The sequence below is a fragment of the Humidesulfovibrio idahonensis genome (assembly GCF_054657715.1).
This window is the reverse complement of sequence record NZ_BAAHYE010000003.1, coordinates 1,114,442-1,129,145: the sequence shown is the minus strand read 5'-3', so window position 1 is coordinate 1,129,145 and position 14,704 is coordinate 1,114,442. Positions and strand designations below refer to the sequence as shown.

At 65.2% G+C, this 14,704-nt stretch carries 13 protein-coding genes; 6 read left to right on the top strand and 7 right to left on the bottom strand.

All coding sequences use genetic code 11. The features are described from left to right. Positions 1 to 17 precede the first annotated feature (17 nt). Positions 18 to 1,706, top strand: coding sequence for an AMP-binding protein (locus ACYQ4W_RS11430; protein WP_459856633.1), 1,689 nt, complete (start codon positions 18 to 20; stop codon positions 1,704 to 1,706). Between the two features lie 178 nt (positions 1,707 to 1,884). On the opposite strand, the gene ACYQ4W_RS11425 is transcribed toward ACYQ4W_RS11430, so the two are convergent. The 5 genes from ACYQ4W_RS11425 to mtgA all read right to left on the bottom strand — a co-directional run bounded on the left by ACYQ4W_RS11425 (position 1,885) and on the right by mtgA (position 6,595). Then, positions 1,885 to 2,601, bottom strand: a complete 717-nt coding sequence (locus ACYQ4W_RS11425; RefSeq protein ID WP_459856630.1) for a DUF554 domain-containing protein — start codon at positions 2,599 to 2,601, stop codon at positions 1,885 to 1,887. Between the two features lie 320 nt (positions 2,602 to 2,921). After that, positions 2,922 to 4,211, bottom strand: coding sequence for a mechanosensitive ion channel family protein (locus ACYQ4W_RS11420; protein WP_459856627.1), 1,290 nt, complete (start codon positions 4,209 to 4,211; stop codon positions 2,922 to 2,924). 97 nt (positions 4,212 to 4,308) lie between these two features. After that, complete coding sequence (locus ACYQ4W_RS11415) at positions 4,309 to 5,211, bottom strand: UbiA-like polyprenyltransferase (protein ID WP_459856624.1); 903 nt, start codon at positions 5,209 to 5,211, stop codon at positions 4,309 to 4,311. A gap of 10 nt (positions 5,212 to 5,221) precedes the next feature. Then, positions 5,222 to 5,665 (bottom strand): DMT family transporter, encoded by a 444-nt coding sequence (locus ACYQ4W_RS11410; RefSeq protein ID WP_459856622.1) that lies wholly within the window; start codon positions 5,663 to 5,665, stop codon positions 5,222 to 5,224. An 18-nt stretch (positions 5,666 to 5,683) separates the two neighbouring features. Continuing rightward, positions 5,684 to 6,595, bottom strand: coding sequence for a monofunctional biosynthetic peptidoglycan transglycosylase (gene mtgA, locus ACYQ4W_RS11405; protein ID WP_459856619.1), 912 nt, complete (start codon positions 6,593 to 6,595; stop codon positions 5,684 to 5,686). A 245-nt stretch (positions 6,596 to 6,840) separates the two neighbouring features. On the opposite strand from mtgA, the gene ACYQ4W_RS11400 reads away from it, so the two are divergent. The 3 genes from ACYQ4W_RS11400 to ACYQ4W_RS11390 all read left to right on the top strand — a co-directional run bounded on the left by ACYQ4W_RS11400 (position 6,841) and on the right by ACYQ4W_RS11390 (position 9,836). Further along, positions 6,841 to 8,184: a glutamine synthetase family protein gene (locus tag ACYQ4W_RS11400; protein ID WP_459856616.1), complete on the top strand. Its 1,344-nt coding sequence runs from the start codon at positions 6,841 to 6,843 to the stop codon at positions 8,182 to 8,184. 325 nt (positions 8,185 to 8,509) lie between these two features. After that, a complete protein-coding gene (locus ACYQ4W_RS11395; protein WP_459856614.1) occupies positions 8,510 to 9,106 on the top strand; it encodes a tlde1 domain-containing protein in 597 nt (198 codons plus the stop codon). Positions 9,107 to 9,320: 214 nt separating this feature from the next. Next, the gene (locus ACYQ4W_RS11390) at positions 9,321 to 9,836 is read left to right on the top strand and encodes a hypothetical protein (RefSeq protein WP_459856611.1); all 516 of its coding nucleotides are present in this window, start codon (positions 9,321 to 9,323) and stop codon (positions 9,834 to 9,836) included. Positions 9,837 to 10,098: 262 nt separating this feature from the next. On the opposite strand, the gene ACYQ4W_RS11385 is transcribed toward ACYQ4W_RS11390, so the two are convergent. After that, positions 10,099 to 12,666, bottom strand: coding sequence for a glycogen/starch/alpha-glucan phosphorylase (locus ACYQ4W_RS11385; protein ID WP_459856609.1), 2,568 nt, complete (start codon positions 12,664 to 12,666; stop codon positions 10,099 to 10,101). Positions 12,667 to 12,854: 188 nt separating this feature from the next. On the opposite strand from ACYQ4W_RS11385, the gene ACYQ4W_RS11380 reads away from it, so the two are divergent. After that, on the top strand, positions 12,855 to 13,382 hold the full coding sequence (locus tag ACYQ4W_RS11380; RefSeq protein WP_459856606.1) for a YeeE/YedE thiosulfate transporter family protein: 528 nt from the start codon (positions 12,855 to 12,857) through the stop codon (positions 13,380 to 13,382). 2 nt (positions 13,383 to 13,384) lie between these two features. Next, positions 13,385 to 13,909 carry a YeeE/YedE thiosulfate transporter family protein gene (locus ACYQ4W_RS11375; protein WP_459856603.1) on the top strand — a complete coding sequence of 175 codons (525 nt, stop codon included), beginning with the start codon at positions 13,385 to 13,387 and terminating at the stop codon, positions 13,907 to 13,909. Here the strand turns inward: ACYQ4W_RS11375 and ACYQ4W_RS11370 are convergent, their stop codons facing one another. Continuing rightward, on the bottom strand, positions 13,910 to 14,692 hold the full coding sequence (locus ACYQ4W_RS11370) for a PilZ domain-containing protein (protein WP_459856600.1): 783 nt from the start codon (positions 14,690 to 14,692) through the stop codon (positions 13,910 to 13,912). Positions 14,693 to 14,704 lie beyond the last annotated feature (12 nt).

Genomic DNA, 14,704 nt, shown 5'->3' with positions numbered 1-14,704 from the left:
AGGGAGTGAGCCAGCACATGAAAACGACCACCTTCGATAAAATCCGGGTCAACCGCTACCGCGACTTCATGGCCCAGTTCAAGCTCGACGTGCCCGCCACGTTCAACTTCGCCTACGACTTCCTCGACGCCCGCGCGGCCGAGGACCCGGACCGCCTGGCGCTCATCCACGTGGACCAGGCCGGCCACCGGCGCGAGCTCAGCTACGGCTTCTTCCAAAAGGAGTCCATGAAGCTCGCCAACGCCTTGAGCGCCAAGGGCATCAAGAAGGGCGACCGCGTCATGCTCATCCTGTACCGCCGTATGGAGTACTGGGTGACCATGCTGGCGCTCTGCCGCATCGGCGCGCTGCCCATTCCCTCGCCCTCGCTGCTCACCTCGCACGACATCGAGTCGCGCGTGAACTACGCCCATGTCTCCTGCGTCATCTGCGAGGACTCCCTCACCGAGCGCGTGGAGGTGGCCCGGCCCAAGTGCCCGGGCCTGCATCTGCTCATCGACATCCCCTCCGAAAGCGGCCACCCCAAGGCCCCGGCCGGGTGGGAGAACTACGAGAACCTCGTGGCCTCCGGCGCGGCGGACTTTCCCCGCACGGCCGAGACCCCCGGCGGCGACGACCCCATGGTCATCTTCTTTTCCTCCGGCACCACGGGTATGCCCAAGATGGTGCTGCACTCCAACACCTATCCCCTGGGCCACGTGACCACCGGGGTGTACTGGCACGACCTGGAGCCCGGCGACATCCACCTCACCGTGTCCGACACGGGCTGGGGCAAGAGCGTGTGGGGCAAGTTCTACGGACAGTGGATAGCCGGGGCCGTGGTCTTCGTGTGGGACTTCCGCGGCAAGTTCGAGCCGCGCGAGCTGTTGCGCATCATGTCCGAGCACAAGATCACCACCTTCTGCGCGCCGCCCACCATCTACCGTTTCCTGGTGCGCGAGAACCTGCGCGAGTTCGACCTTTCGAGCATCCGCCACTGCACCACCGCGGGCGAGCTCTTGAACGACTCCGTGTTCCTGGCCTGGAAAAAGGCCCTTGGACTCGACATCTTCGAGGGCTACGGCCAGACCGAGACCGCCATGCAGCTGGGCACGCTGCCCTTCATGCCGCCCAAGCCCGGCTCCATCGGCAAGCCCATGCCCAACTGGGACATCGTGCTCTTGAACGATGAGGACCAGCCCTGCCCCCCGGGCGAGGAAGGCGAAATCTGCATCCGCCTCAAGGACGGCCACACCACCAAGGGCGTGCCCGGCCTGTTCTGCGGCTACCTGGACGAGCCCGAGCGCACCGCCAAGGTCGTGCGCGGCGGCTTCTACCACACGGGCGACAAGGCCTGGGTGGACGAGGACGGCTACTTCTGGTTCCTGGGCCGCACCGACGACCTCATCAAAAGCTCCGGCTACCGCATCGGACCCTTTGAGGTGGAGAGCGCGCTGGTTTCCCACCCGGCCGTGGTCGAGGCCGCGGTCACCGGCGTGCCCGACCCCGTGCGCGGCATGGCCGTCAAGGCCACCGTGGTGCTGGCCGCCGGCTATGACGCGGGCGACGAGCTGACCAAGGAGTTGCAGCGGCACGTGAAGGAGATCACCGCGCCCTACAAGTACCCGCGCATCATTGAGTACGTGGCCGAGCTGCCCAAAACCATCAGCGGCAAGATCAAGCGCGCCGAGATCCGCGCCCGCGACCAGGAGCGGATGGACATCTAGGCGCTTGGCGCGCACGGATTCGCCCTGGCGCGAACGGCGCTGGGAAGAAAGGGAAGAAAGAGAAGAGGGGGTTCGGGGGGAATGATTCCCCCCGAACCCCCTCATGGCACGCAAAAACGCCGGCCCGAACAGACGTTCGGACCGGCGTTTTTGCGTGCGGCGGCTGGGGCTCGGCGCGCTAGAGCGCGGAAAAGTGGGTCCACAGCGCGGAAATGGGCATGACCAGCACCAGGCTGGGCAACATGCTCAAGATGGGCACCTCAAGCAGGCTGCTTTGGCGCAGCCCGGCCCCGAGCATGATGATGCCGCCGCAGGCCGAGAAGTCGGCCAGCATTTCCGGTGTGGTCAGCGGCACCACGGCGCTGGCCGCCAGCAAAATGGCCGCTTGGACGAGGAATTGCGGCACGGCCAGCACCCCCACCACCGCGCCCACGCTGGAGGCGAAAAGCATGGCCGTGGGCAGGTCCAGCAGGGCCTTGATGAACAGCAGGGAGATGTCGCCGGTCATGCCCTCGCGCATGGCGCCCATGATGCCCAGGCCGCTGACGCAGAAGAGCACAGTGGCCACGGCGAACTGGTCGCGGAAGGCCTTGGCCGGCAAGTCCGAGGTTTGGGACTTGCGGCTGGGAAACAGCTCCGCCACCCAGCAGGAAAGGCGCATGACCCCGGTCTCGAAGCGCATGGCCTCGCCCAGCAGGGTGCCGAAAAGCAGGGAAATGATGACCGGGGGCAGGGCGTGGCCCTTGGCGGTCATGGAGACGCCGATGCCCAGGGTGATGCAGCTGAACACGTACATGAGCTTGTTGCGGAAGGCCGGAGTGATGGCCGAGCCGCTGAAGGTGCCGATGACCGAGCCGAGGATGATGCAGACGCTGTTGACGAGGGGTCCGAGCATTGATGTTCTCCGTTTGCTGAAGGCGGGGTAATACCCTTTTGCCCTTGCAACATCAATGCGGACCAGACAGGGCCAAGCGGGCCAGATAGGCCGGACAGGTCAGATCGGTTCAGACCGCTCAGATGGGCCAGATAGGCCAGATAGGTCAGATAGGTCAGATAGGCCAGATAGGTCAGATAGGTCAGATAGGCCAGACGGTTCAGGCAAGTCCGGCAGGCCATGCGGAGCCCAGCGGCGCAAGCGGTCGCAAGGGGCCAAGCGCGGGAGCGCAGCCGAGGAGAACGTCGTTGGCGTTTTTGTGAACGCCCGGCGCGGAGGCGTTACTGGCCCAGCAGGCGCACCTCGCGCTGGGGGAAGGGAATCTCGATGCCGCCTTTCTTGAAGGCGTCCCACACGGCGAGCAGCACGGCGCTGCGCACGTTGCCTATGCCCGCCTGCGGGTCGTCGATCCAGAAGCCCAGGGCGAGGTTGATGCTGGAGTCGGCGAACTCGGTCAGCTGCGCGCCCGGGGCCGGGTCGGCCAGCACGCGCGGCACGGTGAGGGCGGCCTGCTCCATGAGGCGCATGGCCTCGCGCGGGTCGCAGGCGTAAGACACGCCCACCTCGGCCCGCACCAGCAGGCGCGAGTTGTTGTAGCTTAAGTTGATGACCTCGTTGCCGATGAGGCTCTCGTTGGGAATGAGGTAGGCCTTGCCGTCCAGGGTCTCCACCGCGGCGTAGCGCGCGTTGATCTGGGCGATGCGCCCCTGCACCCCGCCGATTTCGATGACGTCGCCCGGCTTGAGGGACTTGTCCATGAGCAGGATGACGCCGGACACGAGGTTGGAGAAGATCTTTTGCAGGCCGAAGCCCACGCCCACGCCCACCGCGCCGCTGAACACCGTGAGGCTCGTCAGGTCTACGCCAACGGTGGAAAGGGTGATGGTGACGGCCACGGCATACAGCCCAAAGCGCGCGCCCTTGGCGAAAAGCACCCGCGCCGAGGGCGAAATGCCCTCCGCCGTGTGCAGATGGTCGTCCAAAATGCCGGAGAGCATGCGCGCGGCCTGGATGAGCACCACGAACAGCGCTATCCCCTTAAGCACCAGCAAGAGCGAGATGCGCGTGCGCCCCACGGACATGCTGAGGTCGTCCAAGAACTCAAGGGCCACGTCGAACACGCCCAGGGCGTGCAGCACCGCGAGCATCCACACCACAAAGGCCACCACGCGGCCCAGAAAGCGGCTCTTGATGAGCGCCCCGGCCACATGGGCCACCACCCAGGCCAGGGCCGCGGCGGTGGTGATGGAGAGCACCTGGTGCGGCAGGTGGAAATGCCGCGCCGTGGCGTCGGCGAAAAGCAGCAGCAGGCCGGAAACGCCGGCCCAGGCGCAGTGCCGCAGCTCGTTCAAAAGCGGCGCGATGAGCGCGTCGGCCTTCCAGCCCGTGTCCGGCTCAAGGTGCTTGCGCCCCAGGCCCAGGGCCCGGCACAGACCATAGGCCAAGAGGCAGAAGCCCAGGGCGATGAGCGCCTGCATGAGCGCGGCCCTGCTGGTCAGGTGGGTCTGCACCCAGTCCGCTATTCTGTCGGCCCACTCCGCCGGATCACCGGAAAAGACGATCTCCGCCATGGGTGCGCTCCTTGCGGCCTTGCCGCCGCCTCAACTCGCGGGCCAGGGCCCGTGTTTCGTCTGTGTGCCGCGCTGCCTTGCCAGGCCTGCGGGCCCCCTACCGGGTGAAGAACATCCAGGGCGAGCCGATGGCCAGGTCGGCCCAGGTGCCCAGGAACACGAAGGCGGCGATGACGCCGTTCAGGGTGAAGAAGGCCACGTTGATGCGCGAGAGGTCGTCCGCGCTGATGAGCTTGTGCTCCCACACGAGCACGCCGCCCACCAGCACCGAGACGCCCAGGGCCACGATGCCCTGTCCCGCGGCCAGTCCCACCATGGGAAAAATGAGCGCGGCGCAGGTGTGGGTCACGGCGGCGGTAAAAAGGGCCCGGGGCACGCCCTGGTACGCGGGCAGCGAGCTGAGCCCCTGGCTCTTGTCGAACTCCGCGTCCTGGCAGGCGTACAGGATGTCGAACCCGGCCACCCAGAGGGTGACGCCGCAGAACAGCAGCACCGCCGGGTAGCCCAGGTGCGAGGGCGAAACCGCCAGCCAGCCCGCCACGGGCGAAAGCCCCAGCACGCTGCCCAGCACAAAGTGGCACAAGGGGGTGAAGCGCTTGGTGTGGCTGTAGAACGCGCTCCACAACAGCGCCACGGGCGAAAGCAGCAGGCAGGTGCCGTTCATGGCCGCGCAGGCCGTGGTGAACACCAGGGCGCAGAAGAACAAAAAGCGTTTGGTGAAGTCCACCGAAAGCTCGCCCGTCACAAGCGGCCGGCCCTGGGTGCGCGGGTTCAGGCTGTCGATGTCCAGATCGGCCAGGCGGTTGTAAGCCATGGCGAAGGAGCGCACCGCGATCATGGCGATGGTCAGCGGCAGCAGGACGCGCCAGGAGGGGATGGACCAGCCCGGCCCCGGGCCCTGCGCCAAAAAGGCGCCGGTGAAGGCGAAGGGCAGGGCGAACACCGAGTGCTCGATCTTGATCATGCGGCACACGGCCACGGTGTCGCGGTACAAACTCATGGGACTTCCTTTAGTATTCGTTGACCAGCACGGCCCCGCCCAGGAGCAGGAGCACGCCCACCAGCCGCTGCCACGAGGCCTCGCGCACGGCGAAGCCGATGGCGCCGGTGTGGTCCAACAGCACGGAGGCGATGAGCTGCCCGGCGATGATCCAGGCCATGAGCCCGGTGGCTCCCAGCTTGAACGCCAGAATCACGGTCACCGCCACGAAAAACGCGCCCAGCGCGCCGCCGAACCAGCTCCACACCGGGGCGGAGCTCACCGCCGCCATGGTGGGCCAGGGCGTGCGCGTCACCAGGATGAAGGCGAGCAGGGCCACGGTGCCCACGCAAAAGCTCACCAGAGAGGCCATGATCGGGTCGCCCAGAAATTCGCGCAGCCGCGCGTTCACGCCCGCCTGAACCGGCATGAGCGCCCCGGCCACAAGGGCGGTGAGCATGATGAGTGGTCGCATGAAGACTCCTTGCGGGGCTTAGGGCCGGGCCGGGGCCTCGGCGGGTTTTTCGGCGGCCTTGCCTGCCGCGGGCTCCGGCTGGGCCTGCGCGGCGGCGGGCTGGGGGGCTTCGCCGCCAGCGTTTTGCGCGCCGTTCTGCGGACTGGCGGCGTCCTGGGGCTGCGCGCCCTGGTCCGCGGGCGGGGCCGCCTCGATGCCGGGCTCGTCCTTGGCCTCCATGACTTCCTTGAAGCCGTCGACGGCGACGCCGCGGCGCACCATGATGGAGTGGATGAGGCCCGAGCGGAAGGTGACGTAGCGTTGGTCGCCCACGGCGCTGAAGCGTATGGGGTTGGGCAGCACCGAGGCCAGGCGCGCGGCCTCCATGCTCGTAAGCGCGCTTGCGGGCTTGTGGAAATAGTGGCGCGAGGCCGCCTCGATGCCGAAGATGCCGTCGCCCCATTCGGCCACGTTGACGTAGAGTTCAAGAATGCGCCGCTTGGAGAGCGTGTGCTCCATGCGCCAGGTGAGGATGGCCTCCTTGACCTTGCGGGTGAGGCTTTTTTCCGGCGAGAGGAACAGGTTCTTGATGAGCTGCTGGCTGATGGTGCTGGCCCCGGCCGCGAAGTGCCCGGCCTTGAGGTTCTTTTCGAAGGCCTGCTCCATGGCCTCGTAGTCGAAGCCCTCATGGTGGTAGAACTTGTCGTCCTCGCCGATGAGTATGGCCTTGATGAGCAGGGGCGAAACCTGGCTTATGGGCACCCAGCGCTGGGTGATGGTCTTTTTGACGCCCTGTTCGGCCCACTGGGCCTCGCGCCATTCCATGAACGCCGTCTTGCCGGGGTTCTTTTTGGCCAGGGCGCCCACGTCCGGATACACGAAAAACGAGCCCATGTAGGCGATGAAGCCCAGGGTCGCAACGAGCAAGAGTTTCCAGATCAATCGGCGCACCGGTCCTCCACGGGATGGGTTTGGCTTCTGGGCCTCTTACGCCCAAACGCCCCCGGCGTCCATGCCCCGGAGCGCGGGGTTTTGCGGGCGCGCAGGCACAAAAATGCAGGCAAAACGCCCGGAACCTCCGTTGCGCTTTACATATTTGTGCACCGAGGCTAGAATCCCGCCAGTCTGAAACTCCGCCGGAGGCGCGGCCGCAAGCCGCCCGGCGCCAACACTTCCGTATCCCAGGAGGCAGCCCCATGGATACCCCGGTTTTTAATTGCCGCAACGCCGACGACGTGCTCAAGGCCGTCAAGGAATACGACATCAGCTTCGTGCAGTTCTGGTTCGTGGACATTCTGGGCACGCTGAAAAGCTTCCAGGTGACCCCCCGCGAGCTGGAGGCCGCCTTCGAGGAAGGCATGGGCTTCGACGGCTCGTCCATCTTGGGCTTCTGCCGCATCGACGAGTCCGACATGGTGGCCATGCCCGACCCCACCACCTTCCAGGTGGCCGCCTGGCGCCCCAGCGACCGCCCCGTGGCGCGCATGTTCTGCGACATCCACACCCCGGACGGCCAGCCCTACACCGCCGACTCCCGCTACTGCCTCAAGCGCGTGCTGCGCAAGTGCGCCGAGAAAGGCTACACCTATTACTGCGGCCCGGAGCTGGAGTTCTTTCTCTTCGCCAACGACCGCACCACCGAGCCCCTGGACCTGGGCGGCTACTTCGACGCGCCCCCGCTTGACCTCGGCAACAACATCCGCCGCGACATCATCTTCGCCCTGGAGAAGATGGGCATCGCCATCGAATACAGCCACCACGAGGTGGCCCCCAGCCAGCACGAAATCGACATGCGCTACGCCGAGGCCCTGAAAATGGCCGACATCACCATGACCTACCGCGTGGTGGTCAAGGAGGTCGCCCGCAAGCACGGCGCTTACGCCACCTTCATGCCCAAGCCCATCCACGGGCAGAACGGCTCGGGCATGCACGTGCACCAGTCGCTCTTCAAGAACGGCAAGAACCTCTTCTTCGACCCGGCCGACAAGTACCACCTGTCCCACGAGGGCAAGAGCTTCATCGCCGGCATTTTGAAGCACGCGCGCGAGTTCGCCTGCATCACCAACCAGTGGGTGAACAGCTACAAGCGTTTGGTGCCCGGCTACGAGGCCCCGGTCTACGTGGCCTGGGCGCGCAGAAACCGCTCCGCCCTGGTGCGCGTGCCCATGTACAAGCCCGGCAAGGAGGCCGCCACCCGCATGGAGCTGCGCTGCCCCGACCCGGCCGCCAACCCCTACCTCACCTTCGCCATCATGCTGGCCGCGGGCCTGAAGGGCATGGAGCACAGCTACCACCTGGCCGACCCGGTGGAAGCCGACATCTTCCACATGGACCAGCCCACCCTGGACAAGCACGGCATCACCTCCCTGCCCGGCAGCCTGTTCGAGGCCGCCGAGGAGATGAAGAAGAGCGAGCTTGTGCGCGAGACCCTGGGCGAACACATCTTCACCAAGCTCTACGAGAACAAGATCATGGAGTGGGACCGCTACCGCACCCAGGTCACGCAGTACGAGATCGACCGCTACCTGCCTGTGCTGTAGCGTATAGCGCAAGAGCAAAAGAACAGAGCGCCGCTGGCGACCGAGGGGGGCACCACGCCCCCCTTTTTTTGTCCCCGTGAGCGGTCTTTTGTCGCAAGCGCAACGCCTTAAAGAATCAGGGCGTTCCGCCCCGACGTCTCTTTCCACGCCACGACCAGTGGCTCCCCACTCCGCATACCCTGTCAACAGGGTGTTTTTGCCCTTTTACCGGCCAATCACGGGTGTATTTTGCTCACCGCATAAAGTCCGGGCTATAAGTCCATTGAAAGGCCAAAGCCGGTTGGCTATGGAAAGAAGCAGCGCGGACAGACGGATGCGGACCTGGGTGAGCGAGGACGGCAAACACGCCGCAGCCGGAATGGGCCTGGGGCCGCTGGGCACCAAGCCAGGCGGCGGCGAGGAACAGCCTTACGACGGGCATGGGAGATATCTCGGGAGCACAGGCTCAGGGGGCCTCTCGGGCGGCGGCGAAGTGCGCGGCAAGGTTTCGACGCCGCAAAAGCCGAAGTATCCGCCCCCGCCGCCAGCGCCGAGGCAGCCCCACCTGACGTACAGCCAGGCCACAGGGAAAATGACAAACGCTGAAGGGAAGTTGGCCGGGATGGGATACTCGGGCAAAGGGGAAGCGAAGAATCGGCCCGAGCGCGAGGACGAAAAAAATGTTGGCCCGATCCCGCAAGGGAACTTTAGGGTCGCGGAAATTGTCGATAATCCCAGTGATCCGCGTTGTCAGAAAATGGGGCCGCACATCCTGCGCCTGGAACCTGCCGACCCGGCCACGCGCGACAGGTTGGCCGCAATGGGCAGGGAAGGTTTCTACATTCATGGAGGTGGCGCGGATGCGTCCACAGGCTGCATCATCATGGGCCCGAAAGTCAGGGCGGGAATCGGCAAGGGCGAACTTCTGCAGGTTCTACGCTGACATGCTGTGCACGGCGTTTGGTGCTGCGGTCTTTGTGCTTGTCTTGTCGTTTAGCGCCGCGAGCCACGCGGAGATGTTTTCCTCGGCAGAGGAATTCCTTGCGCAGGACTGGAGGGGGGGCGATCGCTCCGGGCTGCACACTTCCGACCAAGCGGGGGACGCCACCTGGGCGTTGCAAATGGCGGTTGGCCCGCTGCCTGTCCCGGGGAAGTTTATGAAGGCCGAGACCACACCCTTTGCCCACATCCCACAAATCATGGGGCCTGGAAAGGAGTCGCCTCCGGCTTGGCCTCTGGCCGAAGGTTTTCCCGGCCGCTGCTATGTGTCCAGCCGGGGCGGCGACGCCACCGCGCTCTTGTTCATATGGGGCACGAACGACATGGCCCAGTGTCTTGCGGTGTTCAAGTCGAGGGAGATGCTTGCGCGGGGCGTGGACTGCGCTCCGAGTGATCATGTCCATGCGGGGCTTCGCACGCCGGAGGGATTGCGCCTGGGAATGACCCGCACCGAGGTTGAAGCCATGTTGGGCGCTCCCGACGGAGGCAATGCGGAACAGATCGGCTATGCGCGGCGCTTCAGGCTGCCGGCGACGAAACGCCTGCTGCGCGAATTGGGCAGAAAACACGAGCCGGGTGAGAATACCGTGCTGCGTTACCAACAGATCATGGTCTGGTTCCAGGGCGGGCGCGTCGCCGGGTTTGCTGTGGAACAGAACACACACTACAATTGACCATCGGACGAGTTGACGAAGGAAGGTGGATTCGTGTGGTCAGGTTGAGTGTCCGCAATCCTGGCGCTCTTTCTGTGCCTCGCCTCGCCCGGCTTCGCGCTGGCCGGGGACGCATCCTGCGACGTGGTTGATTTACGCGGTTTGAATTCCCCTCATAAAGGCGTGTCTCAGGGCCATCCTGAGATAAAAAAGGCCAGAACCAAGCAAGCGCTTGGCCCTGGCCCTTTTGCGTTGCGGGGCGTTTTTTTTGCGGCCTGGCCGCCTACACCGGCACGCCCCAGATTTCGCGGGCGTACTCGGCAATGGCCCGGTCGGACGAGAAGTAGCCCATGGCCGAGGTGTTCAGGATGGATTTTTCGAGCCAGAGCTCGCGGCTGCGGTAGAGCCGGGCGACCTCCTTCTGGGTGTTCACGTACGAGCGGAAGTCCGCCAGCACCATCCAGCGGTCGCCGTCGCGCAGCAGGCTGTCCACAATGGGTCGGAAGAGATCGGGCTGCAGCGGCGAGAAGTGCCCGGAGGCGATGAGGTCGAGCACGCGGTGCAGCGAGTCGTCCTTCTGGTAGAACTCCCAGGGATTGTAGCCGCGGGCCTTGAGCGCGCCCACTTCCGGCGTGGTCATGCCGAAGAGGAAGAAGTTTTCTTCGCCCACGCGCTGGCGTATCTCCACATTGGCCCCGTCCAGGGTGCCTATGGTCAGCGCGCCGTTGATGGCGAACTTCATGTTGCCCGTGCCGCTGGCCTCGGTGCCGGCAAGGGAGATCTGTTCGGAAAGCTCGGTGCCGGGGATGATCTTTTCCGCGTTGGAGACGCAGTAGTTGGGCAGAAAGGCCACGGTGAGCAGGCCCGCGCACTTGGACTCGCGGTCCACCGCCTCTGAAACAGCGTGGATGAGCCGGATGATGAGCTTGGCCATGCGGTAGCCGGGCGCGGCCTTGCCGCCGAAGATGACCGTGCGCGGCACGATGTCCCGTCCGATCTTGCCGGAGCGCAGGTCGTCGTACAGGCTCACCACATGAAGCACGTTCAGAAGCTGGCGCTTGTACTCGTGGATGCGCTTCACCTGCACGTCGAACATGCTGTCCGGGTCGAGTTTGACATCGACTTTATGCAGCACGTACTCGGCCAGGCGCTGCTTGTTCTTGTGCTTCACCCTGTCCCAGCGGGCGCGGAACTCGGAGTCGCCCGCAAAGGGCTTCAGCTCCGCAAGGCGCTCCAGCTTGGTGATGAAGCCCGCGCCGATGGCCTCGGCGATGAGCTCCGTGAGGCCGGGGTTGCACTGCCGCAGCCAGCGCCGCGGCGTGACGCCGTTGGTCTTGTTGTTGAAGCGCTCCGGGAACAGCTCGGCGAAGTCGCGGAAGGTGCTGGCCTTCAAAATCTCGGTGTGCAGGGCGGAAACGCCGTTCACCGAGTGCGAGCCCAAAACCGCGAGGTTGGCCATGCGCACGCGCTTGCCGAAGTCCTCGCCGATGAGCGAGAGCCGGGCCAGGCGGTCGTCGTCGCCGGGGTAGCGCTTGCGCACGTCCTCCAAAAAGCGGCGGTTGATCTCGAAGATGATCTGCATGTGCCGGGGCAGAATGCGCGTCATGAGGTCCACGGGCCAGTGCTCCAGGGCCTCTGGCATCACCGTGTGGTTGGTGTAGGCGAAGGTGCCCACGCAGATGGCCCAGGCCTTGTCCCAGGGCAGCAGGTGGTCGTCCAGCAGAATGCGCATGAGCTCCGGAATGGCGATGGCCGGATGCGTGTCGTTCAACTGCACGGCCACCAGGTCCGGCAGGTCCTCGAAGCCTTGGTGGTGCTTCAGGTGGCGGCGGGTGATGTCCTGGAAGGTGGCGGCCACGAAGAAGTACTGCTGCTTGAGCCGCAGCTCCTGGCCTTCCACGAAGTTGTCCGTGGGGTAGAGCACCTTGGAGATGTTCTCGCTCTTGGCCTTGTCCTCAATGGCGCGCAAGTAAGCGCCGGAGTTGAAGAACTCCAAGTCGAAGTCGCGGCTGCTCTTGGCGCTCCACAGGCGCATGTTGATGACGTTCTCGTTCTCGAAGCCGGGCACCATCATGTCATAGGCCATGGCCATGACTTTTTCGCCGCCGTCCCACACCGCGCGCAGGCGGTTCTGGTCGTCGGTGTAGGTGTGCACGCTGCCGCCGAACTGCACCGGGTACAGGTAGCCCGCGCGGTCGTATTCCCACGGGTTGCCGAACCGGAGCCAGTTGTCCGGCCGCTCCACCTGCCAGCCGTCCTGAATGCTTTGGTGGAAGATGCCGTACTCGTAGCGGATGCCGTAGCCGTAAGCCGGAATGTTCAGCGTGGCCAGGGAGTCCAGGTAGCAGGAGGCCAGGCGTCCCAGGCCGCCGTTGCCCAGGCCCGCGTCCCACTCCACCTCGGTGATCTCCTCATAGTCCTGGCCCATTTCGGAAAGGGCCGCGCGCACCTCATCCTCCATGCCGAGACAGAGGACGTTGTTCTTGAGCGAGCGCCCCACGAGGAATTCCAGGGAAAGATAATACACGCGCTTCACGCTGGCGTCGTAATAGCCGCGCTGGGTCTTGATCCAGTGCTCGGCCATGCGCTCGCGCACGGTGTAGGCCAGGGCCTTGTAATAGTCGTGCATGCCCGCGCGGGTGATGTCTTTGCCCAAAAAAGCGAACATGTGCTTGCGGATGTCCTCCTTCAGGTTCTCCACTGGCGAGCAGTGGGCGGGCGGCGCAATGGGCTGGCTTGCGTGGGTGGTTTGGTTCTGGGCCTGGCTGGCGGCCTTGGCCCGGGCGGCGGGCTTGCTCCCGGTCTTTTCCGAAGCGCGCTTTGGGGCGGCGGAGGTCTTCTTGGCGGGCATGAAATCCTCGGCTTTGTTGAAGGGCGGTCTTTTGAAGACGATACGTACTTTTTGCCCCGGTTCTTGAAAAATAGCAAGCGGGTAGGAATGAAGCGCAAGATTCCCGGCAGGGTGCTTGACGCGTGGCGGAAAGTGCGTATTTTTGTTGCATACCCCCCTAGGGTAATAACTGAGTCCGGAGGTATGAAATGAACGGCAAGCAACCCTCCCGCGCGTGGAACCCGTATTTGGCCGGAGCCCTGGCCGGGCTTCTGCTGGTGCTTTCGGTCTACGTCACGGGCAAGTATTTCGGCGCCTCCACAACCTACGTGCGCGCCGCGGGCTTCGTGGAGCGCGCGGTGGACGCGGACCGCGTGTCGCAGATGGCCTACTTCCTCAAGGAGGCGCCCGTCATCGACTGGCAGTGGATGTTCGTTGTGGGCATTGCCGTGGGCTCGCTGGCCGCGGCCCTTTTGAGCGGAACCTTCAGCATCCGGAGCGTGCCGGAGCGTTTTGCCGCGCGCTTCGGCCACAGGCCGGGGCTGCGGGCCGCGCTGGCCTTTGGCGGCGGCGCGGTGGCCATGTTCGGCGCGCGCCTGGCCGACGGCTGCCCCAGCGGGCACGGGCTTTCCGGGTCGCTGCAACTGGCGGCCAGCGGCCTTGTGGCGCTTGTCTGCTTCTTTGTGGGCGGGCTCATCATTGCGCGGCTGGTGTACGGCGCGCAGGGAGGAAAGTAGCCATGGAACTGCTGTTCGGCCTCATCACGGGCATAGGCTTCGGCGTTTTGTTGCAGCGGGCGGAGGTCATCCGCTTCGACCGCCAGATAGGCGCGCTGCTGTTCAAGGACATGACCATCGTGAAGTTCATGCTCACCACGATCCTCGTGGGCATGGTCGGCGTGTACGGGCTTGTGGACCTGGGGTTGGCCAAGCTCGCGCTCAAGCCGCTGGTGCTGGGCGGCAACGTGCTGGGCGGGCTTGTCTTCGGCGTGGGCTGGGCGCTTTTGGGCTACTGCCCGGGCACGGCCGGGGCCGCCCTGGGCGAGGGCCGCGTGGACGCCCTGGCGGGCATGGCGGGCATGCTGGTTGGCGCCGCGGCCTATGCCGAGGCCTACCCGGCCCTGAAGCAGAGCGTGCTGACCTGGGGCGACTACGGCAAGGTCACGCTGCCTGGCTTGCTGGGCCTGAACCACTGGCCGGTGATCCTCGTGTTCGCGGCGGCCGGCGTGCTGCTGCTGCGCTTCATCGAGCGCAAGGGGCTGTAGCTATTCGCCCAGCAGGCTCTGCACGCGGTTCACGTACTCGTGCAGAATGGCGGCGTTGTCCTCGCTGACCTCGACGAACTGGCCTCCGATGCTGATGCGCCCGTGCTGCTCGTCGATGCGGCGCAGCACCATCGGCGCCATGAAGGGCTTGCCGCAGCTGGCGCCCAGCTCGCAGCGCAGCAGAATGCGTTCGCCGGGCTTGGCCGTGCGCAGGGGGCTTTTGAGCGAGGAGCGGGTGGTGAAGCGGCAGCCCTCCGGGGCCAGGTCCACCACCATGACGTCGTGGTCGCCAAAGCTGCCGTGGATGTTGCCCGGCACCGAAACCTTGACGCGCTCGTTGCGGCGCAGCACCACGCGCTCCACCGTGTCGGGGTAGGAGAGGAACAGCAGCGGGGCCGGGTTGCTTATGCGGTTCAGCACCTCGGTGCGGAAGCCGAAAAGCGTGCCCCCGGCGTCGAGCTGGCCGATGGCGTTGGGGTTTTGCGTCAGTTTGGTCAGGGTGTCTTGCGGCAGCCGCGCCTGGACGATGAAATAGGTGTACGGGTCCAGGCCGACGATGCGGCCTTCGTAGCGCTGCTCCACGCAGAGCAGGCGCAAAAAGATGGGATTGCCCACCTTGAGTTTGAGATGGACGCCCGGCAAGCGCTCGATGTGGCGCTCTCCCCGGGACTCCTCAAGGGCGGCCTTGCCAATGCTTCTGGCCTGGCCGGCTTCCTGCTGTGCATCCATTTCCGGGGTCTCCTGCTGCGGCTGGTGTTCTTGGGCTGTATGGGAATCTGGCATGGCGTGCGCCTC